The following is a 24,391-nucleotide window of genomic DNA, read 5'->3' as shown; positions in this document are numbered from 1 at the left end:
ACATTTGTACGTCGATTGAATAATATACTATACCAAACCACCAAAAAATGCAACTGTTTTTTTACGAAATCAAAAAATACCAGATCCGGGCCATACACAGCCTTCTGTAAGCGCTGGCTGCTTAGCCGCGTCCGCCCTGCAGATACTCTCTGTTGGCTGCAATCACTTGCTCCATGGCCTCTGCGCCCGGCGCCCCTGCGGTCATCCTTTTTTCCACACAGGTTTTCATGCTGATCGCGTCATAGATATCTTCCCCAAAGACAGGGCTATAGGAACGGAACTCCTCCAGCGGCAGGTCGTCCAGTGAACAGTTTTTATCGATACAGGCCAGTACAAGCCTGCCCACGATGCCGTGGGCATCCCGGAAAGGCACGCCTTTTCCTACCAGATAGTCTGCAGCATCCGTCGCATTGGTAAACCCGTTTTTAGCCGAAGCCTCCATCACATCCTTCCGGAACTTCATGGTATCTATCATTCCTGTGAACAGAGCCAGACAGCCCTTCACTGTATCTAGAGCGTCAAAGGTCAGCTCCTTGTCTTCCTGCATATCCTTATTATAAGCCAGCGGCAGACCTTTCATCGTAGTCAGGACGGACATCAGCGCTCCATATACGCGGCCCGTCTTACCCCGAACCAGCTCGGCGATATCCGGATTCTTCTTCTGCGGCATGATAGAGCTTCCGGTGCTGTAAGCGTCGTCTATTTCCACAAAACGGTACTCATTGGTATTCCAGGTGATAATCTCTTCGCTGAAACGGCTCAGATGCATCATGACCGTAGACATGGCCGATAAAAGCTCTATCACATAATCCCGGTCCGACACGGAGTCCATGCTGTTGGCCGTGGGGCCGTAAAAACCCAGAAGCTCTGCCGTATACTCCCGGTCCAGAGGATAAGTAGTCCCTGCCAGCGCTCCGCTCCCCAGCGGACAGTAATTCATTCTTTCAAATATGTCATGCAGGCGTCCCCGGTCCCTCCTGAACATTTCAAAGTAAGCGCCCATGTGATGAGCCAGCGTGACCGGCTGCGCTTTCTGGAGATGGGTAAAACCGGGCATATAGGTGTGCAGGTTTTCTTCCATGATTCTCTCGATCACTTCCAGCAGTTCTTTTACCAGGCCGTCCAGCTCCGTAATCTCATCCCGGATAAAAAGCTTCATATCCAGCGCCACCTGATCGTTTCTGCTCCGCCCGGTATGGAGCTTTTTACCGGCGTCTCCGATCCTGTCGATCAGATTGGCCTCCACAAAGCTGTGAATATCTTCATATTCACTGGTAATCCGCAGCTTTCCGGCCTCCACGTCCGAAAGGATGCCTTCCAGGCCCCCGATGATCTGGTCTCTCTCCTGTTCCGTTAAGATTTCCTGCTTCGCCAGCATCTTCACGTGGGCGATGCTTCCCCGTATGTCCTGGCGGTAAAATTTCTGATCAAAACCAATGGAAGCATTAAAATTGTATACCAATTGATCCGTTTCCTTTGTAAATCTTCCTCCCCAAAGCTGTGCCATATCAATTCCTCTCTTTCTCTTTTCTCTGCTTTTGCTCTTCACGCCTCCGGGCTTCCGTCTGTGAATAGACACAGCCGCAATAGTTCTGGCGGTACAGCCCGTATTCCTGCGACAACTCGATAGAGCGTTTATAGCCATCTTTTTTCTTAAAATCTGATACCAGATAGTCCACCTGGAATTCGCGGGCCAGCGCAAGGCCGGTTTCATTCAGCTTGTCTGCGTTTTTCAGCGGGCTGATGGAAAGGGTCGTCGTAAAATAGTCCATTCCCAGCCTCTGTGCAGTCTTTGCTGCTTCCCGCAGTCTCAGTTCGTAACAGCGGAAACAGCGTTCTCCGCCTTCGGGCACATCCTCCAGGCCTTTTGCCATCTCATAAAACCGTTCCGCATCATATACACCTTCCTCAAAGGATACCGGATATCCCCGGCACATCTCCCGGATCAGGCGTTTCTGTTCCTCCACACGCTTCCGGTACTCTTCCTCTGGCGCAATATTCGGATTATAATAAAAAACCGTAATCCGGAAACGGCAGGACAGATACTCCAGCACATAGCTGCTGCATGGAGCGCAGCAGCTGTGCAGCAGCAGCGACGGTACCTGCCGCCGCTCCTCCAGCCTTTCCAGAATACGATCTAATTCTTTCTGATAATTTCGTTTTGCCTGCATCTCACTGCTCCGTTCTGATCTCCTTAGCATGTTTGGCAGCCTTGGCCGGATTCCCGGCTTTCTTCTCCCTGCCCAGCACAAAGTGGGCGACAATCGCCATCACAGCACAGAGAAACAACTGCACATAATATGTGATCCCGCGGCTCAGCGCCATGCCCGGCAGAACCATGGCCGAACCAAATACGGGCGCAAATATGCTGAGAAACATCGCTTCACTGATCCCCATTCCCCCTGGAATCGGCAGCATATCCACAGAAATAGAGATCGCCGCCTGCAGAAGTCCGATCGTCCACATGGAAGTCCCTGACAGCCCAAAAGCGCGGTATACAAAATATGTAGCATAGAACAGGATAAACCTTTGAATAACTGTGATCAGAAATACCAGCGCCATCATAGGCTTATGGCTCTTAAAAAAGGCTGCTGTCTCCTTGTACCGGTCCATGGAAGCCGCCAGCTTCTCCATACGGCCTTCCTTATGCTTCATGAGATGCTTCTTCTCCAGCCAGCCCAACCCCTTCATCATCGCTTTTTTTGCGAGATTCGGGTGAAAGATGAACAACGCCAGCAGGAAGCAAAAGCCCATCGTCAGGAAAAGCCCCACGCCGAACACCGGAAGAACGCCTCCCAGATATCCACTGATGATCCTGTGTCCAAACAGCAGGAAAAACAGCCCGACCATCACCAGAACCACTTTATACATAAAGGTCACGATCAGCATCACAATCGACGCCACCGGAATCGGAACCTTTTCTTTCTTCATATAATAAATCTGCATCGGGGGACCGCCGCTTGCAAAAGGCGTAATGCTGCAGAAAAAGTATCCGGTAAAGGAATACAGCATACACTTCCCCATGTTCTGGTTCCTGTGGAGCGAATGCATCATAATCCAGATTACGGCCGCCTGACCGCAGATGAACAGCAACACACAGCACACTGCCAGCATGAGATAATGCCAGTCCGCTTCACCCATGGCAGCGATCAGTTCCCCGATATCCTGCCCCCGAAGCACTCCATATAACGTCAGGACAAATACAACCAGTAAAAATACTAAATTAAATATTGTCTTTTTCTTACTCTTCAATCTTCTCTCCATCCTCGCATGGCCGTACCTAAGCGCCGGCACCCTTTCATTTCTGCACTGACGCTGTTCCTTCACTATACTACCACAAATGCCGCTTTTGCTCAAATAAATTTTATTATATTTTAACATAACCTCCTTAAATTCCCCTGATTACCCAAAAATTTATCACATACCGGAGGACGTGATGCCAGTTGCCCGGAACTTATCACAGGCTTTTATTTTCCTCATATTATAGATTATACTTGACTGGAGGTTCTGTCTGTTATGGATCAACTGTTAGAATTAAACCATATCTCCCTTGCCTATCATACACCGGAAGGCGAAACGCCGGTTTTATCTGATATCAGCTTTTCAATTGAAAAAGGGGAATTTGTAGCGATCGTCGGCCCCAGCGGCTGCGGAAAAAGTACCATTCTGAATCTGATCTCCGGACTTCTCCGCCCGGAGCACGGAACGATTACCATTGAAGGAAAGCCCCTGGAGGAATCCAGCATTAACATCGGTTACATGCTGCAAAAGGATCATCTCTTCGAATGGCGCACGATTTACAGCAACGTGCTTCTGGGCCTGGAGATACAGCACAATATAACGGATGAGACTAAAGCCCATGTGGATGAACTGATGAGCTCTTACGGACTTGCCCAATTTAAAAAGGCCCGTCCCTCCCAGCTGTCAGGGGGTATGCGGCAGCGGGCGGCACTGATCCGCACGCTGGCCCTGGAGCCGGCTCTTTTGCTGCTGGATGAACCCTTTTCCGCCCTGGATTACCAGACCCGGTTAAATGTAGCCGATGATATAGGACAAATCATAAAGAAAGAGGGGAAAACCGCTCTTCTGGTAACACATGACATTTCAGAAGCCATCAGTATGGCTGACCGCGTCATCATCCTTTCCAAACGCCCGGCCAGACTCACATCTGTGATCCCGGTCGAGCTGGACATTGAAAACCGGACACCCATGAGCTCCCGCAACGCGCCGAACTTCAAACATTATTTCAATCTCATCTGGAAGGAGCTGAACAGCCATGAAGGAAACAACAGCACAATCTCTCTATCTTAAGAAACTGAAAAGCCGGAAGCGCCAGATCACAGCTCTCCGCCTGATCCTGTTTCTGGGCTTTCTCGCATTGTGGGAAGCCGCTGCGGACTTTGGCTGGATTGACTCATTTATTTTCAGCAGCCCGTCAGGCATCGCAAAAACCTTTTATACCATGTGCCGGGATCAGGCGCTCTTTTCCCACATCGGTATCACAGTTGCAGAAACAGCGCTGAGCTTTCTTCTGGTGCTGGTTTTCTCCGTTCTGTTTTCTGTGCTGCTATGGATGTTCCCTAAATTCGCCGCAGTCATGGAACCCTATATGGTAGTTCTGAACAGCCTTCCGAAATCAGCGCTGGCTCCCCTCCTGATCGTATGGCTGGGCGCCAACATGAAAACGATCATCGTCGCCGGCATGTCCGTTGCCATCTTCGGCTCCATCATCAGCCTGGACGCCGGTTTTCACGCTGTGGATCCTGATATGCTGAAGCTGATCCACACCCTGGGCGGCAAGAAAAAAGACTGCCTGACCAAGGTAGTCCTTCCCTCTTCCATACCATATCTTCTGAGTACGTTTAAAGTCAACATCGGTCTCTGCCTGGTTGGCGTCGTCATCGGAGAATTCATCGGGGCCCGCAGCGGGCTGGGATACCTGATCATCTATGGCTCACAGGTATTCAAACTGAATATGGTAATCATGTCCATTGTAATACTGTGCGTGATAGCAACCATGTTCTACGGGATTCTCAACATTATCGAAAAAAAATATAAATATTAAAAAAAGATCTGAGGCTGCAGCGGGGGGATCATCTAACCGGATGCTCCCCCGCCGCCAACAGATCTATTTTACTGTTACCAGTTCATATTCCATAGTGCCTAACCCCAGCTTTTCTGCGTGTCCCAGGCAAACCTTCCAGTTAGTAACTGGAAATACGGCGCTGAAATGATCGTGTCCCTCATGATCTGCCTCTCCCAGCACACTGTTCTGAATTGCCGGCTGGGCGTTCACAGCGTCTGCGCAGGCTTTATCCAGCGCTACAGGATCAAAAGAAGCAAACATGCCCACGTCCGGCACAATGGCCGCGTCATTCTCCGGATGACAGTCACAGTAGGGAGACACGTCCGCAACAATACTGATGTGGAAGCAGGGACGGCCGTCCAATACCGCTTTGGAATACTCCGCAATCTTCCTGTTCAGGATATCCAGAGACTCATCGGAAGCCGGAAGAATGGCGTCCTGATGACAGACTCCGATACATCTCCCGCAGCCCACGCATTTGCTGTGATCAATGGACGCTTTTTTATCCTCAACGGTAATGGCATCATGGGCGCATACCTTTGTGCACAGTTTACAGCCAATACACCGTTTCTGGCTTACATGGGGCTTTCCGGCGCTGTGCATCTCCATCTTTCCAGCCCTGGAGCCGCACCCCATTCCAATATTCTTCAGTGTCCCGCCGAATCCTGTACCTTCGTGGCCCTTGAAATGCGTCAGGCTGATAAACACGTCCGCGTCCATGATGGCCCGCCCGATTTTCGCGCTCTTCACATATTCGCCGCCCTCCACAGGGACTTCAATATCATCGGTACCCTTCAGGCCGTCGCCGATCAGGATATGACAGCCTGTGGAGAAAGGCGAAAAACCATTAACATAAGCGCTGTCCAGGTGATCCAGCGCATTCTTTCTTCCGCCCACGTACAGCGTATTGCAGTCTGTCAGATAGGGGTTCCCTCCCATGGATTTTACCACATCCACAACTGTCCTGGCATAGTTCGGACGCAGGTAAGCCAGATTGCCCGGCTCTCCGAAATGTATCTTTATCGCCGCATACTTCCTGTCAAAATCAATGGTTTCTATTCCTGCCTTCAGCATCAGGCGCTCCAATTTTTTCTGTATGTTGGTTCCGGTGCCCGTTCTGAAATCTGTAAAATAAACTTTAGCTCGTTCCATCCTTTCAACCCGCCTTTCTGCAGCCCTCCCTCCGAATGGCCGCTAAAACCTGCCCTGTAAACTACACTGTCTATACCGGAATTTCCCTCTGCCTATTTTCCGCAGCCAGGCCTGCGCATGGCTGAATCGGATTACAGGTTCGCACGCACCTGTTTGGGCCGGTATCCTGCTTCTTCCAGGGCTTTTATGATCTGTTTCTTGTGCTCTGTTCCAAATGCTTCCATTGTGATCCGCAGCTCTACAGCCGCATTCCGGTTTGTGCTGTAGAACTGGTTATGCTCCAGCTTTACCACATTGCCTTTCTGCTCTGCAATGACGGAGGATACTCTCACCAGCTCACCCGGCTTGTCGGGAAGCAGTACGGATATCGTAAATATCCTGTCTCTGGCTATCAGGCCGTTCTGCACCACGGAAGACATGATGATGACGTCCATGTTGCCGCCGCTTAAGATGGAGACAATCTTTTTCCCCTTCACATCCATATGCTTCAGGGCAGCTACCGTCAGAAGCCCGGAGTTCTCCACGATCATCTTGTGATTCTCCACCATATCCAGGAATGCCACGATCAGTTCGCTGTCTTCCACGGTAATGATGCCGTCCAGATTCTCCTGGAGATAAGGGAACGTCTTCTCGCCGGGACGTTTGACGGCGGTGCCATCGGCAATGGTATTAACCTCCGGGAGAGTGGTCACTTCGCCTTTTTCCATGGATACCTGCATACAGTTGGCTCCCGCAGGCTCCACTCCGATCACCTTGATCTTGGGATTCAGAAGCTTGGCCAGGGTGGAGACGCCTGTGGCCAGGCCGCCGCCGCCTACAGGAACCAGAATGTAGTCCACCAGCGGCAGCTCCTGGAAGATTTCCATGGCGATCGTACCCTGCCCCGTGGCTACCGTCAGGTCATCGAAGGGGTGGATAAAGGTATAGCCCTTTTCATCAGCCAGCTTCAGCGCATATTCACAGGCCTCGTCATATACATCGCCGTACAGGACAACCTCCGCCCCGTAATTTTTAGTCCTTTCCACCTTGATCAAAGGGGTGGTGGTCGGCATTACGATCACTGATTTCGCTCCAAAGCATTTTGCCGCATAGGCCACTCCCTGGGCGTGATTGCCGGCGGATGCGGTGATCAGTCCCCTGGACCGCTCCTCCTCGCTGAGCGTGCTGATCTTGTAATAAGCTCCCCTCAGCTTATAGGCCCCGGTAAACTGCATGTTCTCTGGCTTCAGATATACCTTGTTTCCCGTCTGCTCACTGAAATAATCACTGTAGATCAGTTTCGTCTCCTGGGTTACTTTTTTCACAGCTTCTGAGGCTTCTTCAAATTTATCTAATGTCAGCATCTTTTTTCTTCCTTTCACCTTTGCGTTTTATTTTTTACATCTATTCATGATCCGGAGAAACGTCAAAAAGTGCATTGACAAATTGGTCTGAATCAAATTTCTGTAAATCGTCGATAGACTCGCCCACCCCGATATATTTTACCGGAATGTCCAGCTCAGACTGGATAGCTACGGCAATGCCGCCCTTTGCAGTCCCGTCCAGCTTGGTCAGGATGATTCCTGTCACATTGGCTACCTCGTTAAACTGCCGGGCCTGGGCCAGAGCGTTCTGCCCCGTGGTTCCGTCCAGAACCACCAAAGTTTCCAGATATGCTTCCGGATATTCTTTTTCCAGAATCCGGTAGATCTTTCTCAGCTCTTCCATAAGATTCTTTTTATTGTGCAGGCGTCCGGCCGTATCGCACAGAAGCACGTCGGCATTCCTGGCCTTGGCGGCGGCTACCGCATCGTAGACCACAGACGCCGGATCCGCCCCGGACTGGCCGCCGATGATCTCAACGCCCGCCCGGTTGGCCCATTGGGCCAGTTGTTCTCCGGCCGCGGCGCGGAACGTGTCCGCCGCCGCCAGGATCACTTTTTTCCCCTGGTCCTTCAGCTTACCTGCCAGCTTACCGACGGAGGTTGTCTTGCCCACGCCATTCACGCCGATCACCAGCACCACTGATTTTCTGTTCTCAAATTCATAGGCGGTGTCCCCTACGGCCATCTGCTTCTTGATGCTGTCAATCAGCAACTGTTTGCACTCTGACGGTTCCTTGATATGGCGGTCCGCCACTTCCATCTTCAGGTTCGAGATGATCGCCGTTGTGGTATTAATCCCGATATCTCCCATCACAAGGATTTCTTCAATCTCTTCGTAAAAATCGTCATCGATGCTGGAAAAGCCTCTGAAAATAGAGTCAATTCCGGATACAATGCTCGCTCTGGTCTTGGATAGTCCATTTACCAATCTTTTAAAAAAGCCAACTTTCTCCTCCGCCAATCAGGCCACCTCCTATTTGTCCAGTTCACCCTCAATCAGATTCACCGAAACCAGAGTGGAAACGCCTTTTTCCTGCATCGTGATGCCATACAGGCGGTCCGCCGCGGTCATGGTTCCTCTTCTATGTGTAATAATAATAAATTGCGTATTCTTTGTCAACTTGTGCAGATACTTTGCGAAGCGCCCTACATTCGAATCATCCAGCGCCGCTTCAATCTCATCCAGCAGGCAGAAGGGCGACGGCTTCAGGTTCTGTATGGCAAACAGCAGCGCGATGGCTGTCAGCGCTTTTTCACCGCCGGAGAGCTGCATCATGTTCTGAAGCTTTTTGCCGGGCGGCTGGGATATGATCTTAATTCCTGCTTCCAGGATGTCTTCATCCTCCATCAGCTCCAGCGTGCCCCGTCCGCCGCCGAACAGCTGCTTAAAGGCCTTGTCAAATTCTGTGCGGATTTCTTCAAATTTTTCCGCAAATTGCCGGCGCATTCCCTGGTCCAGTTCGTCGATGATCCCTTGCAGAGTTTCTGCCGCCTTCACCAGGTCCCTGTGCTGGGTAGACAGGAAGGTATGACGTTCCTGCAGCCCCTTAAAATCTTCTATGGCATTGACATTTACGTCTCCAAGCCCTTTGATCTCATCCTTCAGGCCTGAAATCTGCTTTTTCAGCCCGGCCCTCTCCGGACGTTCTTCACTGGCATAGCACTCTGTCTGATCGGGCGTGATCTGGTATTCATCCCACAGGTAGGCGACAGCGGCCTCCTTTGTCTCTTCCAGCTTCTCCAATTGGGCGTTCAGTCGGAAGCACTCTTTGTCCATCCGGTTCCTGTGTTCAGACAGCTCGTCTCTTTTCTGGAAGAATGCCTTATGGCTCCTGCCCATCTCTTCCTTCTGCCGCAGATAACCGTTCATGTCCACTTCGGCCGCCTCCATGGTCCTGCCGGCTGCTTCTATGGTTTTCTGAATCTCAAGGATATCTGCCTCTTTTTTGCCCACAGCTCCGCTCTCTTCCAACAGGCTTTGACTGACAGTTTCCTTCTCGTTTTTCAGCCTCTCCAGCTCGTCTCTGACAGAACGTATATTCATCTCCAGGAACTCGCATTTCTGCTGCAAATTCGCATAGGCAAGCCGTTCCCTGTCCTGGGACGCGGCCGCCTCCTGCTCCTGGCTGTGAAGGGCCTCCAGCTCTGCCGTAACGTCAGAAATCATCTGTTCCAGACTGGATTCCTGTTCTCTGGAATGATCCATTTCCCTGCGGATTTCCTGCCTGTTTTGATGAATCTCCCCGATCTGTTTTTCAATCTCACGCCCTTCGCCCTGCAGGCTCTGATAGTCCATCCGCAGGTTTTCTGTTTTTTCCCGGATGGCTTCCAGATTCATTCTGGCTGTATTCTGTTTCAGATACAGGCTCTGTAAGATCTCTGACAGCTCATTCTGCTGGCCGCGAAGTTTGTTCCGGCGGCTCCGGTCTTCCTCAATGGCGGCCTGCATGGCTGTCATGTCCTTTTTCAGGGAACGTACACTGCTCTCCAGCTCCTCAATCTCCCTCCGGCGGCCCAAAAGATTGCTGTTATTCCTGAAAGAGCCGCCGGTCATGGAACCTCCGGGGCTCAGCAGCTCTCCTTCCAGCGTGACCATCCGCAGTCTCTGATGGTACTTCCGTCCAATGCGGATCGCGTGGTCGATCGTATCCACCACCAGCGTGCGCCCCAACAGTTTCCCAACCAAGCCCCGGTAAATGCGGTCGCACTCCACCAGGTCCCCTGCCGAACCGATAACCCCTTCCTCCGCAACTACTTCCGCAGCCGGTGCTTCCCGGCTCATGCTGGTCAGCGGCAGAAAGGTCGCACGGCCGAATCTTCCGCGCTTCAGGTATTCAATCAGATATTTTGCCGTATTTTCATTATCTGTGACAATATTCTGCAGGCTGCCGCCAAGTGCTGTCTCAATGGCTGTTTCATATTTCTTCTGTGTCTTAATCAGGTCTGCCACCACGCCATGGATTCCCGGATTCTGCTCCTTCTGCTCCATGACCTTCTTGATGCTATTTCCGTAGCCCTCATATCGTTCGGTGATATTCTTCAGAGATTCCAGCCGGGATTCCTCTCTGTGATACGCGGTTTGCCCGATTTCCATCTGCCGGTTTTCTTCCTCAATCTTCCGCTGCAGGGCAGAGATCTGGTGCTGGTTCCTGTCCATCTGCTGTTTTTTTTCTTCGGCTTCCCTGCTGACCGCTTCGTATTCCTCCTGATATCTGGCCAAATCCCCCATCTGTTGGGCTTCATCGCTTTTCAGATGCAGCATTTTCTGTGACAGCTCAGACTTCCGGATGCCGATCTGCTCCAGCATGGTATCGTATCTCTGGATCTTCCCTTTAATGGAAGAACGGCGGTTCAGCAGTTCTATGATCTCATTTTTTCCCTGTTCTGCCGCCTGGGTCTTATCCCCGATCTGCGACTGCAGTGCCTGGACGGCTGCCTCGGCCGCTTCCTTCCGCTCTTCTGCTTCCTGAAGCTCCAGCTTCAGCTGAATTTTTTCCTTCTCGTAGCCCTGCTTTACGCCTTCCCGCCGCTCCATATCCTCTGTGACCGCAGCGATGCGGTTCTGATAATGCTCGCTGTTCTGCTCAGCAGCGTGAATCTGCTCCTTCAGCACATCAATCTGGCCTTCCAGCTGCTGCTTCTGCAGCGCGTTCCGGGAAGCTTCTTCCCGGGCGGCCAGAATGGTAGCGTCCAGCGCCTCCATCTGCCGCTCGATTTCCTCGTATTCCTGCTTGGTGCGTTCAAAGGCCTCCGCCGTCCCGCGAAGCTCTTCTTCCGCCGCTTCTTTTTTCCTGCCTGTCTCCTGAAGCTGTTCCTCAATTCGTTCCGATTCCACCAGAAAAAGATTGATGTCCAACGCCTTCAGCTCTTCCTTCTTCTTCAGATAAATTCTTGCCTTCTCCGCCTGCTTTTCCAGCGGGCTCAGCTGTCTCGTCAGCTCTGACAGAATGTCCGTCACACGGACCAGGTTTTGCTGCTCTTCGTCCAGCTTCTTCAGGGTAGCCGCTTTTCTCCGCTTGAACTTCACGATCCCGGCTGCCTCGTCAAAAAGCTCTCTCCGCTCTTCAGGCTTGCCGTTCAGGATCTTATCAATCTGTCCCTGGCCGATGATGGAATAGCCTTCTTTGCCTATTCCCGTATCATAAAAGAGCTCATTGATATCTTTCAGCCTGCAGTTCCTGCCGTTCAGAAGGTATTCGCTCTCTCCTGACCGATAAAGCCGCCTGGTTACAGTCACCTCTTCAAAATCAATGTTCAGCTGATGGTCAGAATTGTCCAGTGTAATCGCTACAGAAGCAAAGCCCAGAGGCTTCCGGGTCTCAGTTCCTGAAAATATGACGTCCTGCATATTGCCGCCCCTGAGCTGCTTCGCGCTCTGTTCGCCCAGCACCCACCGGACGGCGTCGCCAACATTGCTCTTACCGCTGCCGTTGGGCCCTACGATCCCGGTGATCCCGTCATGAAATTCCAATAGAATCTTATTGGCAAAGGACTTGAATCCCTGCATCTCAATGCTCTTTAAATACATAAGCCACCTACTTGTTCTTTATCTGACAGATCGCATGGTATGCCGCTTTCTGCTCTGCCGATTTTTTCGTCCGTCCGGTTCCCTCGCCCAGGGGCCTATCCCCCACGCACACCTGTGCCCGGAAGCTTTTATCGTGATCCGGCCCGATTTCTTCCAGGATCTCATAACGGATTTCTTCCTCCGAGTCCCTGTGTATCAGTTCCTGGAGAAGCGTCTTGCTGTCATGGAACAGCTGCTTATGCTCCACATCATCGAGAATATACCGCAGTATAAACTTTTTGGCCTCTTCAAAGCCTCCGTCCATGAAAATAGCGCCGATGACCGCTTCCATCGCGTCGGATATAACCGAATCCCTCTGCCTTCCGCCCGTGGCCTCTTCGCCTTTTCCCAGGAGCAGATAAACTCCCAGATCCAGCTCCCGGGCATCATACGCCAACGTAGGTTCACATACCAGGCTGGCCCTCAGCTTCGTCAGTTCACCTTCCGCGAGTTCCGGATAGTTTTTATACAGAAACTCACTGGACACCAGTTCCAGAACCGCGTCCCCCAAAAACTCCAGCCGTTCGTTACACTCCAGCCGTGCCATGTGGTGCTCATTCGTATAGGAGCTGTGACGCATGGCCAGTTCCAGCCATTCAAATTTCCTGAACCGGTAGCCCGACTTCTGTTCCAGTTCTCTTAATCTCGCTAATTCCTTCATCATAAACCTCTTTCAATATATGCCGGCAGAAAATAAGGCTGTTCCAGAAGTCCCCCTCTCAGAACAGCCCCACAAATATTATCCGATTGCCAGTTTGATCTGTTCCACTGCATCCCCCACAGACACAATTTTTTCAACTACCTTCGTCGAAATTTCAATATCGAACTCTTCCTCGATTCCCATAATAATCTGGAACAAATCCAGAGAATCTGCCCCCAGATCTTCCAAAAAAGTAGTCTCCGGTGTGATCTCATCGATATCTACATTCAGGACTCCGGCAATCACTGCCTTTAACTTTTCCAGTTCCATAGCTTCTCTCCCCTAGTTTCATTCCTTTTCGGATAAGTGCTCCTGTATCTTACCGCTCAGGTCCTGCTCCTTAAACTGGATGCACTGCAGAATCGAATTTTTGAATTCCACAGCCTTTGAGCTGCCATGCGTCTTGACCACAAGCCCCCGCAGGCCCAGCAACGGCGCACCACCGTATTCGCTCACGTCAAAGCTTTTCAACGTCTGCTTCAGGGCCGGCTTCACCAGAAGGGCGCCGATTTTGCTGCGCAGGGAAGCCATCATACCCGATTTCACCTTGCTGATCAGCACTGCCCCCACACCTTCGTACAGCTTGAGAATGACATTACCGACGAACGCCTCTGTCACAACTACGTCAGCGGCGCCCTTGGGGATGTCTCTCGCCTCTATATTACCAATAAAATTAATATTCTTGTTCTCCTTCAGAAGCGGGAAGGTCTCTTTTACCAACTCATTGCCCTTTTCTTCTTCCGCGCCGATGTTCACCAGAGCAACTCTGGGCTTCTTCACTCCCATGACCGATTCCATGTAGATAGATCCCATCACAGCGAACTGTACAAGATGCGACGGCCGCGCATCTACAGTGGCGCCGCAGTCAATCAGCAGGGCAACGCCTTTCTCTGTGGGAATCAATGGGGCCAGCGGAGCACGCTCCACCCCCTTCACCTTCCGGACGATAGCCTGGCCTCCCACCAGCACGGCTCCAGTGCTCCCGGAAGAAACAATGGCGTCGGCCATGCCCTTGCGCACCATCGTTAGCCCGGCCACCAGAGAAGAGTTCTTCTTGCTCTGAATCGCTTTCACCGGAGGCTCACCGGTCTCAATGACTTCATCGGCCGGAACAATCTCCAGTCTGTCCTTCGGATACGTATATTTAGACAGTTCCTGGCGGATCAGCTCTTCCTTACCCGCCAGATATACAAATATATGATCATTTTCATTCAATGCATCTACAGCGCCCTTAACCGGTTCTGCCGGCGCATAGTCTCCGCCCATGGCATCCACTACAACCCTGACCAGCTCTCCCATCTTCTCTACCTGCTTTCCTGTCAAAATTAATCACGTTCTTCATTCAACAAATCTACTATTTAATATACTAGACATGCGGACAAAATGCAAGCAAAAAGAAGGCATATCCGAAGATACGCCCTCCGCTGTTATCCGGCTGGAAATCATTCAATTTCTTCCGAAACACTTTTTATATATCCTCAGGAAATCATCACTCCGTTCTCATTTACGGTATGTCCGTCAGGTGTGGTTGTATTTCTCTGAAGCTCCCCGCCTTCGTTGAAATAGAACATGTAGTCCCCTTCCTGATACCATCCCACGGCCCGATGGCCTTCACTGTCCATGTGATAGGTAAATCCTTCGATGTCTATCCACATATCCGCCGGATACGTGCCATCTTCCATCACATATTTAAATCCCACCTCATCCTGCTGCCAGGTGCCCAGAGGCCAAACCGTGATTTCCCGCACGGCGCTTGTGGATTTAGCAATCCGGTCACCGTGATTATTAGTGGCTACCGCATAGTAATAGGTAGTTCCTGCTTCCGAAGTATCCACATCATACGATTCTTCTTCCGCCCCTGCTATGATTGTCCCGCCTCCGTTGGAATTCACGTTGTTTTTATACCACTGGTAGGTGACCGTGCCCCCGTCTGATACGGCAGCCGGGGCAGATAACGTACACACGGAACCTGCCGTAACCTGCGTCGTTCCAGTAAGATCCACTGTAAATGCCGGCAGCTCAAGAGTCGGATCTACCGTCTTTACTTCTGCGCTCTCCTGCTTGGAGCTGCTGGAGGAAGAACTTGTCTCCGGCTCGCTTACATTGCCCAGCACCTTATCAAAAAAATCCGAAAAAGAACAACCTGTTAACAGCATCGCACTGCACAGGCAGACCGCAAGTACTGCAGATATTTTTTTCACCTTCATATCAATTACCCCTTTTATATTTTATTACAAATCTTTTGCAATTCCATTTCATAAATCATACGTATTATAGCATGTACCTAATATTCTTGTCAAACGCTTCTAAAGACAAAAAGAGCCGCCACTTCATGTGACGGCCCTCTCATCGTTCACTTATTATTCGTCTACGGCAATAACCTGTTTTTTATTATAAGTGCCGCAAGCCTTGCATACTCTGTGAGGCATCATCAGTGCGCCACATTTGCTGCATTTTACCAAGTTCGGAGCGGACATCTTCCAGTTTGCTCTTCTCTGGTCTCTTCTTGCCTTGGATGATTTATTCTTTGGACAGATGGACATTATTACACCTCCTTATACTTACTGAATATATCTCTGATAGCAGCCATTCGCGGGTCGGCCTGCTCTGTATCACAGTTACAGGCGGTAACGTTCAGGTTCGCACCACAACGGCTGCAGATTCCCTTACAGTCATCTTTACACAGCACTCGAATCGGCCAATTGATTAAAAGCTCATTACGCACCAGCACCTCCGGATTCAACTGCTCTCCTTCCATGAAATTGGTCTCCTCCAGCCGTTCTTCCCGCTCCTCCTCCGACAGCTTCATATCCGCAGTCCGTTCAAAATCCAGAACCATCGGATATTCCACCGGAGTCAGACATCTCGCACAGGGAATCAAAAGCATTACTTCTCCATGGCCTCTGATCTCCAGCACGCGGTCGCCGGTATTGGTCACAGCAACCTGAAGCGGGCTTTTTCTGGCTATGGAAAATTTTCCCATCTGGAAGACAAGCTCATTCATCTCCAGCTCTACGCTGGTTTCGAGAGCTTTTCCATCCTGTAACAGCACTTTTGACAGATCCAGTAACATAATTGTCTCCTAATCACACTTTATATAGTATACATATGGAGATGCCATTTGTCAAGACTTTCTTTTACTTCAACAGTGCGACGGTTTCGCGGCAGATCGCCAGTTCCTCATTGGTCGGAATAACGCAGACAGCCACCTTGGAGTCCTCAGCGGAAATCTTGGTATTTTTGCCGCGAAGCTGATTCTGTTCCTCATCCAGCTTGACTCCCAGATATTCCAGATTCTTGACGACTGCTTCGCGCACGATCGGCGCATTCTCCCCGATTCCTGCTGTAAACGCGATGGCGTCCACTCCGTTCATAGCCGCCACATATGCTCCAATGGTCTTGGTCACATGGTAGCAGAATACATCCAACGCTTTGGTTGCATATACATTGCCGGAGGCAGATGCTTCCTCTAAATCTCTGAAATCGCTGGAAAGCCCTTTGGACAATCCGTATACACCGGACTTCTTATTCAATACATTCATCACGCCTGCCAGATCCAGGTTCTCTTTTTTAGCAATGAACTCCAGGATCGCCGGGTCCACATTGCCGGAACGGGTTCCCATGACCAAACCTTCCAGCGGCGTCATCCCCATGCTGGTGTCCACACATTTACCATCCACCACTGCGCTGACAGAAGCACCGTTGCCCAGATGACATACGATCAGCTTGGAATGATTGATATCTATTCCCAGGAATTTGGCCAGCTCTTTGGATACAAAGCTGTGGGAGGTACCGTGGAAACCATATCTTCTCACCTTGTATTTCTCATAGTATTCATAGGGAAGGCCGTACAGATACGCCTTTTCCGGCATCGTCTGGTGGAAAGCGGTATCGAATACGCCAACCATCGGAACTCCCGGCATCAGCTCCTGGCATACGTGTATGCCGATCAGGTTAGCCGGATTATGAAGAGGAGCGAGCTCCGTGCACTCTTCCAGGGCATCAATCATTGCCGTATCTACGATTGCAGAGCAGGCGAATTTTTCACCGCCATGCACTACACGGTGGCCGATCGCATCGATCTCCGACAGGCTGCTGATCGCGCCGGTTTTCTCATTGGTCAGGGCATCCAGCACCATCTGAATTCCCTCTTTATGAGTCGGCATAGGGGCTTCTGTAATCTCCTTGTCACAGCCGGCTTTCTGATATACCAGCCTTCCGTCGATTCCGATTCTCTCGCAGAGTCCTTTTGCCAGGACTTCTTCTGTATCAGAATCAATCAACTGATATTTCAGAGATGAGCTTCCGCAATTTATGATTAAAACTTTCATGATTTGTTCCCTCCCAACATTCTTTTCTTAATTTGCCGCGCACTGGACTGCGGTAATTGCTACAGCGCCTACGATATCTTCAGCAGAACAACCTCTGGACAGGTCGTTAACAGGGGCTGCGATGCCCTGGGTGATCGGGCCGTAGGCATCTGCCTTGCCCAGCCTCTGAACCAGCTTGTAACCGATATTACCGGCATCCAGATCCGGGAAAATCAGCACATTGGCTTGTCCTGCCACAGGACTTCCCGGCGCTTTGGAGGCTGCTATCTCAGGAACGATTGCCGCATCCAGCTGCAATTCTCCGTCCAGCTGCAGATCCGGATACTGTTCCTTGGCGATTCTTGTCGCCTCCACTACCTTGTCCACATCCGGATGCTTCGCACTTCCTTTGGTGGAATGGGAGAGCATGGCCACCTTCGGCTCCTTCTGTACCAGGAAACGGAAGGTCTCGGCAGATGATCCCGCGATCGCAGCCAGTTCTTCCGGATTCGGATTCTGGTTCAGCCCTGCGTCGGAAAAAATAAACACGCCGTCTTCACCGTATTCACAATCCGGAACAGCTACCAGGAAAAACGCAGATACCAGCTTGGTTCCGGGCTTTGTCTTCAGAATCTGCAGGCAGGGCCTTAAGGTATCTGCAGAAGAATGGCAGGCTCCGGAAACCATTCCGTCGGCGTCTCCCATCTTAACCATCATGCAGCCATAATACGGATAATCATTCAGAAGGATCTCCTTTGCCTTCTCAGGAGTCATTCCCTTCTTTGCACGCAGCTCTACAAATTTATCAATGTATGCTGACGTTCTGTCGGAGGTGGCGGGGTCCACAATTGCAGCGCCGGAAATATCCAGTCCCTCGCTTCCTTTTTTAACTGCCTCTTCGCTTCCGATCAGAACAATGTCCGCAATTCCTTCTTTCAAGATCTGCTCAGCAGCCAAATAAGTTCTTCTGTCTTCTGTCTCCGGAAGTACAATTGTTTTCTTATTTTCTCTCGCTCTCGCTTTAATTGTGTCAATAAATCCCATTGATATTGACTCCTTTCGATATTTATCATTAGACAAATTATATTACGATTATTTTTCATCGACAAGATAAGTTAATTTTTTAACACCGAAATCCTGTATTTTTTAATGTACAATTTGCCAAACCAAAAAAATCCCCTTTTTTTAATGCGAAAACTGGAAATTTCTGCTCTTTTACCTGTTCAACCGACAGAATGAGATGTATAATTATGGGCATAAAATCATAAAAGTCATGTTTTATATCATAGATTGTGATACTTTTGGCAATTATGGAAGGACTAGTCCCTAACCGGCAGATTTCAGGAGGAATTTATGAGAACGGCTGCTATTATCACAGAATACAACCCATTTCACAACGGGCATGCTTATCAGCTGGACAGAGTGCGGCAGCTTTCCGGCGCTGATTTTATTCTCGTCGTAATGAGCGGGGATTTTGTCCAGCGGGGGACTCCTGCCATCTTCGACAAATATCTCCGGGCAGAGATGGCCCTGCGCTGCGGAGCCGATCTGGTCCTGGAACTGCCCTGTGCCGCCGCTTCCGGAAGCGCCCCCCGGTTTGCTTCAGGCGCGGCTGCGCTCCTGGATGGATTGAACGTTGTGGACGAGCTCTGGTTCGGAAGTGAGGAAGGGCGCATGGAGCCTTTCGCGGCTCTGGCAGATTTCCTCTCCCATGAGCCTGAGAATTTCCGGCTGAAGCTGAAGGACTGCCTGAGGTCAGGCGTCTCCTTTCCTTCCGCCCGAATGCAGGCTCTGCTCGCCTTATTTCCTGAGCTTAACCTTCCTTTTGACTCCGCAGAAGCACTGAGAGCTTTCCTCACCTCTCCCAATAACATCCTGGGCCTGGAATACTGTCTGGCCCTGAGACGGCTGAACAGCCCGATCTGTCCCCGAACGCTGAAGCGCGTCGGAAGCGGATATCACCAGGAAGAACTGTCGGCCCGTTTCAGCTCTGCATCTGCCATCCGCCGTTCTCTTCTCCGCCTGGGTCCCGAATCCGTCCGCCGCCAGGTTCCGGAGCAGGTGTATTCTCTGCTGGCTGAAGCATGGAACTCTTCCATCGCCCTGCAGGAGGACGATTTTTCCCTGCCCCTGAGATACCAGTTATTGAAAGAAACCGAATCTTCACTCCGCCAGTACCTGGATGTCCCGGAGGATCTGGCCAGAAGGATTCTGCGGCTCCAGAATGAATATGTCTCTTATTCACAATTTGCCGCACTTCTGAAAACCAGGAATAACACCCGCACCAACATGAACCGGGCTCTGCTCCACATTTTGCTGGGGCTGACTTTACAGGACGCAGAGGCCAGCGTTTCACCCTCCTGCGCCCGTATTCTGGGTCTCGGCTCCTGCAGTGGGCTTCTGACCGCAATCAAGGCAAACGGCAGTCTCCCGCTGATCTCTAAAACAGCGGACCTGCCCGCCGGGCTTTACGAAAAAGAGCTGTTCGCCTCCAACCTGTACGAAACCGTACGTGCCTGGAAAAGCGGACAGCCCTTCATTCATGAGTATTCCCGTCAGATCCGGATCATCCGGTAGCCGACTCCCACATGGGTCTGAATATACTGGGGATGGGTGGTGTCTGTCTCTATTTTTTTCCGCAGGGTCGCCATAAAGACCCGCAGGGACGCCACATCGCTTTCAAAGGCGCTTCCCCAGATCTCTCTGGTTAGATAGGTGTGTGTCAGCACCTTTCCCACATTTTTCGCCAGAAGACACAGCAGCTTATATTCTATCGGCGTCAGGTGCAACTCTTCCTCCTTCAGGTAAGCGCAGCCTGAAGCATAGTCAATTTTCAGCTCTCCATTTACGAACACAGGGTTTTCTTCTGTCAGCCCCTGATTATAGCTGATTCTCCGGATAGATACCCTGAGCCTCGCAAGCAGCTCCTCCACGGAGAAGGGCTTTGTCAGATAATCATCAGCTCCGGCGTCCAGCGCTTCTATTTTATCGGAATCCTCACTTCGGGCACTGACCACGATGATCGGCATGGTAGACCAGGTCCTGATCTTCCGTATGATGTCCACACCGTCCAGATCCGGCAAGCCCAGATCCAGCAGCAAAATATCCGGATTGTGGGTAGCCGCCTCCATGAGGGCTTCTTTTCCTGAGACAGCCGTTTTATAACGGTATCCCTGAGTCTCCAGCGTTGTAACGATCAGGTTGCGTATCGCCGCATCATCCTCCACCACCAGAATCATATATTTATTCATGAATCTTTACCTCCTCAGCCGTCAATGAAAATGTGAAGACCGCCCCGTGAGGACTGTTGTCTGTCACTGTAATCTGTCCTCCGTGAGCCGTTATGATCGATTTGCACAGCGCCAGCCCCAGTCCCATTCCTCTCCTGGAATCAGCCACCGTATTCCCGGCAGTATAAAACATTTCAAACACTCTGCTCTTTTGTTCATCAGGTATACCCGGACCGTCGTCGGCCACAGAAATCAGCACCCGGCCGCCTTCCGCCCGGGAACGGATCACGATCTCTGAGCCCCCGGGCGTATATTTGATCGCATTATCGACCAGATTGATCAGTACCTGTACAATCAGCTTGGAATCCACCCGCACCAGCTGCAGGTCGTCCGGCAGCTCCGCCCGGATCACGTGCTCTTTGCTTTTCCTGCTTACATGTCTCAGAGCCTCCATGACCAATTCCTCCAGCAGCTCCGCCTGCATATTGATATGCATGGTGCCATCTTCCATCCGGGTCACAGACAGCAGGTTTTCCACCAGATTGTACAGCCACATGGAATCGTCATAGATGTCTGTATAAAGCCTCTTTCTGGTTATCTCATCCAGAGGATTGCTCATGAGGATTCCCGCATTTCCGGATATAGACGTCAGTGGGGTCCGCAGGTCATGGGAAATTGACCTGAGGAGATTAGCCCTCAGCTGTTCATTCTTCGCCTGGGCCTGGGCCTCCTCCCGTTTCTGGCGCAGCTGTTCCTTTTCCAGCGCAACCGCGCATTCCAGAAGGATGGACAGCACCAGGTTATTCTCGAATGCGCTCAGGCTTTCTCCCTGTTCCAGTGCAATTCCGACGACCCCATAGACGGCCCCCTGGCTTCTGATGGCCAGGTACAGGCATTTGGCACTTCCCAGCGTACTGGTGGACGCCCCGGCACGTTTGTTGTTCCTGTACACCCAGGCTGCAACTGCTTTCTCATTATCATCCAGATAACCAAACCTCCCCCTGCCGTCTTCTCCTGCGGGGCAGATCAGAGGTTCTTCCAGGCTTCCGCCGGACGCGCCATAGTAAATGATGTCTCTCTTCAGCAGCTTCATCAACTGACGGACCGCAGTCTTGGCAATGCCTGCCCCATCTTTTTCCTGCTGCAGCAGCTGATTCGTATCCAGGAGCACCTGTGTGCGGTAAGCCGTTTTCGCTGACTGCCGGGCCTGCTTCTTGATTTTCAGAGCCAGAGAGCTGGCCAGAAAAGCGGCCGTGAACATGATCAGGAATGTGACTGGATAACTGGCGTCATAAGCTTTCAGCGTATATTCTGGCTTCGTGAAGAAGAAGTTAAAGGCCAGCACGCTGACCAGTGAAGAACACAGGCTGAATACCCGGTGAGAGGTTGCCACGGCTGTCACCAGTACCCCCAGGATATAAACCATGATAATGTTCGCCTCTCCGAAGCCCAGGCTCTGAAACGCTTTTCCTATGATCGTGGCTCCCACCAAAATCAGCAGGGACTTCACAAAATCCCCGCTGGTCAGCTTTTCATTCAATACTTTCTTCCGGTGCAGGACGGCTTCTGCCGTCTCCTGTTCCGGAATAATATAAATATCTATATCAGGCAGATAAAAGGTCAGCTTCTCTGAAAACGAAGCCTTCAGCGAGAACCTGTTCTTTTTCACTCCGCTTCTGCCCACCACAACCTTGGTTGTGCCGGAGATCCTCGCGTATTCAGCAATCTGGAAGGCCACATCCTCTCCATATACCGTCTCAATCACAGCTCCCAGTTGTTCAGCCAGATGCATATGATTCCGCAGCCTTTCCTTATTCTCCCGATTCATTGCCTCTGTCTCAGGCGTTTCCACAAACAGGGCTGTCAGCCTTCCTCCGAAAGCCCCGGCCATTCTGGCTGCCGCCCGTAATATCTTTTCATTAGAAGGAGAGGAAGACAGTCCTACGAGAATGCTCTCCTCCGTCCGGAATTCACCGGCACCCTTTCTCCGCTCCGGCTTTCCTGCATGTCCGGACCTCTCTGCACAGCGCCTGAGGGCCAGCTTCCTGAGAGCAGTCAGCTTTTCAAGAGTAAAATAATTTTGCAGCGCAGTTTCTATCTGGCTCTCCCGGACCACATCCCCTTCCCGGATCCTCCTCCTCAGCTCTTCTGGCTCCAGGTCCACCAGTTCCACCTGGGCAGCTCTGTCGAATATCTTATCAGGAATCCGTTCTCTGACAATCGTTCCTGTGATGGACGCCGCCACATCACAGAGGCTTTCGAGGTGCTGTACGTTCAGCGTCGTATAGACATCAATTCCGCTGTTCAGCAGCTCTTCAATATCCTGATACCTCTTCTCATGGCGTCCGCCGGGACGGTTGGTATGAGCCAGTTCATCCACGACCGCCAGTTCCGGCCTTCTGGCCATCAGGCCGTCCAGATCCAGCTCCCTGTTCTCTTTCTCCGGAACCTGCGGCAGCTCCGCCGCCATCTCCAGCACTGACGCCCGGCTGTGCTGCTCCACATGGCCGCAGACTACATCCCGCCCCTTCTCAAGCTGTTCCCAGGCCGACTTCAGCATGGCACTGGTCTTGCCGACCCCTGCCGCATAGCCAAAAAAGATCTTTAATTCTCCGCGTCTCTCTCTGTGTGTCTCCATCCTTCATTCATCAGACCCCGCAAGGCAGAATTCCTTCCTTTTTATTGATCTGAATTATTATAACACAAAATCTGTAAACTTAAAATTAAGTCATCTGCCTTCCCGTAAAGATTTTATAAAGATTCTTGTGATATAAGTTTTATAATGAGGATACCTTTTTAACAAACACTGGAAACATTAATTTTTTTAAAGCAAACCCCTTTTCCTTTCTTTCTATGCAGTCCTCTTCTGTATAGTATATTTTTTCATCTCTTTCAAAACTTCCGAACCGCTCCAGGTTCTTCCTGGCCGGCAGATAAGTGGGATCCAGTGCGGCCGCAGCGCGGAAATGCTTCATGGCGCCCGTATGGTTTCCCGCTTCTTCCAGAAGGATTCCATACAGATTGTGGGGCTCTGCTGCGTTTGGATATTGCTCCATTGCCCCGCAGACTATTTCCCGGCATTTTCCCCATTGATCTTCACTGTTGGATTTATTCTTTTCCACCATCTCACGAATTTTCATCGAAAGCTGAAATAATGCTTTTCTTTCTTCTGACATATGATACACTTCCTTTCCTCTTCATGGTTACAGTATAGCTTTTTTTCTGTGAAGGAAGTGTTAGGAATCCGTAAGTGCCTGTGAGAATTGTGTGAGAATCACTGTTTATTCATCTGCCATCCGGTATCCAACTCCTACTTCTGTGAACAGATATCTGGGATTGGCCGGGTTTTTCTCTATCTTTCTGCGCAGGGCGGCCATCAGCGCCCTGAGGGCCTGGGTGTCGGAATCGGCGCTTCCCCAGATCTCCTTCAGAATATAAGTGCTCGTCAGGACTTTCCCGGCATTTTTCATGAAGAGGCTCATCAGCCGGAATTCCATGGGAGTCAGGTGAAGAGATTCTCCATCCAGGCTGAACTGGCGCTTTTCCAGATCCAGAACCAGGCTCCCCACCTGGTAACTGCTTTTCATCCTCACCATCCCCTCCCGGTACAGGTGACGGAAGGCTACGCGGATTCTCGCGGTCAGTTCTGTGGCTGAAAACGGCTTTGTCAGATAGTCGTCAGCTCCGGCATCCAGAGCTGCCGCCTTCTCTCGATCCTGGTCTCTGGCGGACACCACGAGGATTGGCACCTCCGACCATTCCCTGACTCTGCCGATCACCTCCATCCCATCTCTGTCGGGCAGGCCGAGATCCAGAAGCACCAGATCCACCGGATGCGCCACCAGCTTCTTAAGGGCATCTCCGGCATTCCCTGCCGTGATCCCATTCAGACCCTCCTGCTTCAGAATATATAGAATAAAGTTTCTGATCTGAGGATCGTCCTCAACAATTAATACTAATTCTCCATGAAATTCCATATCTG

At 51.0% G+C, this 24,391-nt stretch carries 22 protein-coding genes; 3 read left to right on the top strand and 19 right to left on the bottom strand.

The genetic code is table 11. The annotated features are described in order from the left end of the window. Positions 1 to 121: 121 nt before the first annotated feature. From argH to H9Q79_RS02525, 3 genes are read right to left on the bottom strand one after another with little or no spacing between them, the layout of a single operon-like run. Positions 122 to 1,507, bottom strand: a complete 1,386-nt coding sequence (argH, locus tag H9Q79_RS02535) for an argininosuccinate lyase (RefSeq protein ID WP_118642280.1) — start codon at positions 1,505 to 1,507, stop codon at positions 122 to 124. A 1-nt stretch (position 1,508) separates the two neighbouring features. Beyond that, positions 1,509 to 2,171 (bottom strand): epoxyqueuosine reductase QueH, encoded by a 663-nt coding sequence (locus tag H9Q79_RS02530; protein WP_118642282.1) that lies wholly within the window; start codon positions 2,169 to 2,171, stop codon positions 1,509 to 1,511. Position 2,172: 1 nt separating this feature from the next. Further along, positions 2,173 to 3,252: a lysylphosphatidylglycerol synthase transmembrane domain-containing protein gene (locus H9Q79_RS02525; protein WP_118642512.1), complete on the bottom strand. Its 1,080-nt coding sequence runs from the start codon at positions 3,250 to 3,252 to the stop codon at positions 2,173 to 2,175. Positions 3,253 to 3,516: 264 nt separating this feature from the next. Between H9Q79_RS02525 and H9Q79_RS02520 the strand changes: the two genes are divergently transcribed. Both H9Q79_RS02520 and H9Q79_RS02515 read left to right on the top strand, forming a co-directional pair. After that, a complete protein-coding gene (locus H9Q79_RS02520) occupies positions 3,517 to 4,311 on the top strand; it encodes an ABC transporter ATP-binding protein (protein WP_118642284.1) in 795 nt (264 codons plus the stop codon). Further along, complete coding sequence (locus tag H9Q79_RS02515; RefSeq protein WP_118642286.1) at positions 4,277 to 5,065, top strand: ABC transporter permease; 789 nt, start codon at positions 4,277 to 4,279, stop codon at positions 5,063 to 5,065. The genes H9Q79_RS02520 and H9Q79_RS02515 overlap by 35 nt, the downstream gene beginning before the upstream one ends. Positions 5,066 to 5,128: 63 nt before the next feature. On the opposite strand, the gene H9Q79_RS02510 is transcribed toward H9Q79_RS02515, so the two are convergent. From H9Q79_RS02510 to pta, 12 genes are all read right to left on the bottom strand, one after another. Then, the gene (locus H9Q79_RS02510; RefSeq protein WP_118642288.1) at positions 5,129 to 6,238 is read right to left on the bottom strand and encodes a DUF362 domain-containing protein; all 1,110 of its coding nucleotides are present in this window, start codon (positions 6,236 to 6,238) and stop codon (positions 5,129 to 5,131) included. Positions 6,239 to 6,369: 131 nt separating this feature from the next. Then, positions 6,370 to 7,581, bottom strand: a complete 1,212-nt coding sequence (ilvA, locus tag H9Q79_RS02505) for a threonine ammonia-lyase (RefSeq protein ID WP_118642290.1) — start codon at positions 7,579 to 7,581, stop codon at positions 6,370 to 6,372. Between the two features lie 40 nt (positions 7,582 to 7,621). Beyond that, the gene (gene ftsY, locus H9Q79_RS02500; RefSeq protein WP_118642292.1) at positions 7,622 to 8,563 is read right to left on the bottom strand and encodes a signal recognition particle-docking protein FtsY; all 942 of its coding nucleotides are present in this window, start codon (positions 8,561 to 8,563) and stop codon (positions 7,622 to 7,624) included. Positions 8,564 to 8,575: 12 nt separating this feature from the next. Beyond that, a complete protein-coding gene (gene smc, locus H9Q79_RS02495; RefSeq protein ID WP_118642294.1) occupies positions 8,576 to 12,130 on the bottom strand; it encodes a chromosome segregation protein SMC in 3,555 nt (1,184 codons plus the stop codon). A 7-nt stretch (positions 12,131 to 12,137) separates the two neighbouring features. Next, on the bottom strand, positions 12,138 to 12,833 hold the full coding sequence (gene rnc, locus H9Q79_RS02490) for a ribonuclease III (RefSeq protein WP_118642296.1): 696 nt from the start codon (positions 12,831 to 12,833) through the stop codon (positions 12,138 to 12,140). 75 nt (positions 12,834 to 12,908) lie between these two features. Next, positions 12,909 to 13,139 (bottom strand): acyl carrier protein, encoded by a 231-nt coding sequence (gene acpP / locus H9Q79_RS02485; protein ID WP_118642298.1) that lies wholly within the window; start codon positions 13,137 to 13,139, stop codon positions 12,909 to 12,911. 18 nt (positions 13,140 to 13,157) lie between these two features. Beyond that, a complete protein-coding gene (gene plsX / locus H9Q79_RS02480; RefSeq protein ID WP_118642300.1) occupies positions 13,158 to 14,168 on the bottom strand; it encodes a phosphate acyltransferase PlsX in 1,011 nt (336 codons plus the stop codon). Positions 14,169 to 14,347: 179 nt separating this feature from the next. Next, complete coding sequence (locus H9Q79_RS02475; protein WP_118642302.1) at positions 14,348 to 15,076, bottom strand: hypothetical protein; 729 nt, start codon at positions 15,074 to 15,076, stop codon at positions 14,348 to 14,350. 153 nt (positions 15,077 to 15,229) lie between these two features. Next, positions 15,230 to 15,412: a 50S ribosomal protein L32 gene (gene rpmF / locus H9Q79_RS02470; RefSeq protein ID WP_118642304.1), complete on the bottom strand. Its 183-nt coding sequence runs from the start codon at positions 15,410 to 15,412 to the stop codon at positions 15,230 to 15,232. A gap of 2 nt (positions 15,413 to 15,414) precedes the next feature. Next, positions 15,415 to 15,942: a YceD family protein gene (locus H9Q79_RS02465; RefSeq protein WP_118642306.1), complete on the bottom strand. Its 528-nt coding sequence runs from the start codon at positions 15,940 to 15,942 to the stop codon at positions 15,415 to 15,417. A 64-nt stretch (positions 15,943 to 16,006) separates the two neighbouring features. Then, the gene (locus H9Q79_RS02460; RefSeq protein ID WP_118642308.1) at positions 16,007 to 17,200 is read right to left on the bottom strand and encodes an acetate/propionate family kinase; all 1,194 of its coding nucleotides are present in this window, start codon (positions 17,198 to 17,200) and stop codon (positions 16,007 to 16,009) included. A gap of 27 nt (positions 17,201 to 17,227) precedes the next feature. After that, a complete protein-coding gene (gene pta, locus H9Q79_RS02455) occupies positions 17,228 to 18,223 on the bottom strand; it encodes a phosphate acetyltransferase (protein ID WP_118642310.1) in 996 nt (331 codons plus the stop codon). Positions 18,224 to 18,532: 309 nt separating this feature from the next. On the opposite strand from pta, the gene H9Q79_RS02450 reads away from it, so the two are divergent. Then, positions 18,533 to 19,756 (top strand): tRNA(Met) cytidine acetate ligase, encoded by a 1,224-nt coding sequence (locus H9Q79_RS02450; protein WP_118642312.1) that lies wholly within the window; start codon positions 18,533 to 18,535, stop codon positions 19,754 to 19,756. On the opposite strand, the gene H9Q79_RS02445 is transcribed toward H9Q79_RS02450, so the two are convergent. The 4 genes from H9Q79_RS02445 to H9Q79_RS02430 form a co-directional block, all read right to left on the bottom strand. Next, positions 19,735 to 20,430 carry a response regulator gene (locus H9Q79_RS02445; RefSeq protein ID WP_249329129.1) on the bottom strand — a complete coding sequence of 232 codons (696 nt, stop codon included), beginning with the start codon at positions 20,428 to 20,430 and terminating at the stop codon, positions 19,735 to 19,737. The two genes, H9Q79_RS02450 and H9Q79_RS02445, sit on opposite strands and share 22 nt — an antisense overlap. Continuing rightward, the gene (locus H9Q79_RS02440) at positions 20,423 to 23,047 is read right to left on the bottom strand and encodes an ATP-binding protein (RefSeq protein ID WP_118642314.1); all 2,625 of its coding nucleotides are present in this window, start codon (positions 23,045 to 23,047) and stop codon (positions 20,423 to 20,425) included. The genes H9Q79_RS02445 and H9Q79_RS02440 overlap by 8 nt, the downstream gene beginning before the upstream one ends. A 139-nt stretch (positions 23,048 to 23,186) precedes the next feature. Continuing rightward, positions 23,187 to 23,585 (bottom strand): hypothetical protein, encoded by a 399-nt coding sequence (locus H9Q79_RS02435; RefSeq protein ID WP_118642316.1) that lies wholly within the window; start codon positions 23,583 to 23,585, stop codon positions 23,187 to 23,189. Between the two features lie 105 nt (positions 23,586 to 23,690). Beyond that, a complete protein-coding gene (locus H9Q79_RS02430) occupies positions 23,691 to 24,386 on the bottom strand; it encodes a response regulator (protein ID WP_118642514.1) in 696 nt (231 codons plus the stop codon). Between the last annotated feature and the right edge of the window lie 5 nt (positions 24,387 to 24,391).

Origin of the sequence: Wansuia hejianensis (assembly GCF_014337215.1) — a bacterium.
Classification (GTDB): Bacteria; Bacillota; Clostridia; order Lachnospirales; family Lachnospiraceae; genus Scatomonas; species Scatomonas hejianensis.
This window is presented reverse-complemented; position numbering and strand designations above follow the sequence as displayed.

Bases quoted from the DNA above. Each gene is read 5' to 3' on its own strand.
- argH (WP_118642280.1), bottom strand. From the start codon at position 1,507: ATGGCACAGCTTTGGGGAGGAAGATTTACAAAGGAAACGGATCAATTG.
- H9Q79_RS02530 (WP_118642282.1), bottom strand. From the start codon at position 2,171: ATGCAGGCAAAACGAAATTATCAGAAAGAATTAGATCGTATTCTGGAA.
- H9Q79_RS02520 (WP_118642284.1), top strand. From the start codon at position 3,517: ATGGATCAACTGTTAGAATTAAACCATATCTCCCTTGCCTATCATACA.
- H9Q79_RS02515 (WP_118642286.1), top strand. From the start codon at position 4,277: ATGAAGGAAACAACAGCACAATCTCTCTATCTTAAGAAACTGAAAAGC.
- H9Q79_RS02510 (WP_118642288.1), bottom strand. From the start codon at position 6,238: ATGGAACGAGCTAAAGTTTATTTTACAGATTTCAGAACGGGCACCGGA.
- ilvA (WP_118642290.1), bottom strand. From the start codon at position 7,581: ATGCTGACATTAGATAAATTTGAAGAAGCCTCAGAAGCTGTGAAAAAA.
- smc (WP_118642294.1), bottom strand. From the start codon at position 12,130: ATGTATTTAAAGAGCATTGAGATGCAGGGATTCAAGTCCTTTGCCAAT.
- rnc (WP_118642296.1), bottom strand. From the start codon at position 12,833: ATGATGAAGGAATTAGCGAGATTAAGAGAACTGGAACAGAAGTCGGGC.
- acpP (WP_118642298.1), bottom strand. From the start codon at position 13,139: ATGGAACTGGAAAAGTTAAAGGCAGTGATTGCCGGAGTCCTGAATGTA.
- plsX (WP_118642300.1), bottom strand. From the start codon at position 14,168: ATGGGAGAGCTGGTCAGGGTTGTAGTGGATGCCATGGGCGGAGACTAT.
- H9Q79_RS02475 (WP_118642302.1), bottom strand. From the start codon at position 15,076: ATGAAGGTGAAAAAAATATCTGCAGTACTTGCGGTCTGCCTGTGCAGT.
- rpmF (WP_118642304.1), bottom strand. From the start codon at position 15,412: ATGTCCATCTGTCCAAAGAATAAATCATCCAAGGCAAGAAGAGACCAG.
- H9Q79_RS02465 (WP_118642306.1), bottom strand. From the start codon at position 15,942: ATGTTACTGGATCTGTCAAAAGTGCTGTTACAGGATGGAAAAGCTCTC.
- H9Q79_RS02460 (WP_118642308.1), bottom strand. From the start codon at position 17,200: ATGAAAGTTTTAATCATAAATTGCGGAAGCTCATCTCTGAAATATCAG.
- pta (WP_118642310.1), bottom strand. From the start codon at position 18,223: ATGGGATTTATTGACACAATTAAAGCGAGAGCGAGAGAAAATAAGAAA.
- H9Q79_RS02450 (WP_118642312.1), top strand. From the start codon at position 18,533: ATGAGAACGGCTGCTATTATCACAGAATACAACCCATTTCACAACGGG.
- H9Q79_RS02445 (WP_249329129.1), bottom strand. From the start codon at position 20,430: ATGAATAAATATATGATTCTGGTGGTGGAGGATGATGCGGCGATACGC.
- H9Q79_RS02440 (WP_118642314.1), bottom strand. From the start codon at position 23,047: ATGGAGACACACAGAGAGAGACGCGGAGAATTAAAGATCTTTTTTGGC.
- H9Q79_RS02435 (WP_118642316.1), bottom strand. From the start codon at position 23,585: ATGTCAGAAGAAAGAAAAGCATTATTTCAGCTTTCGATGAAAATTCGT.
- H9Q79_RS02430 (WP_118642514.1), bottom strand. From the start codon at position 24,386: ATGGAATTTCATGGAGAATTAGTATTAATTGTTGAGGACGATCCTCAG.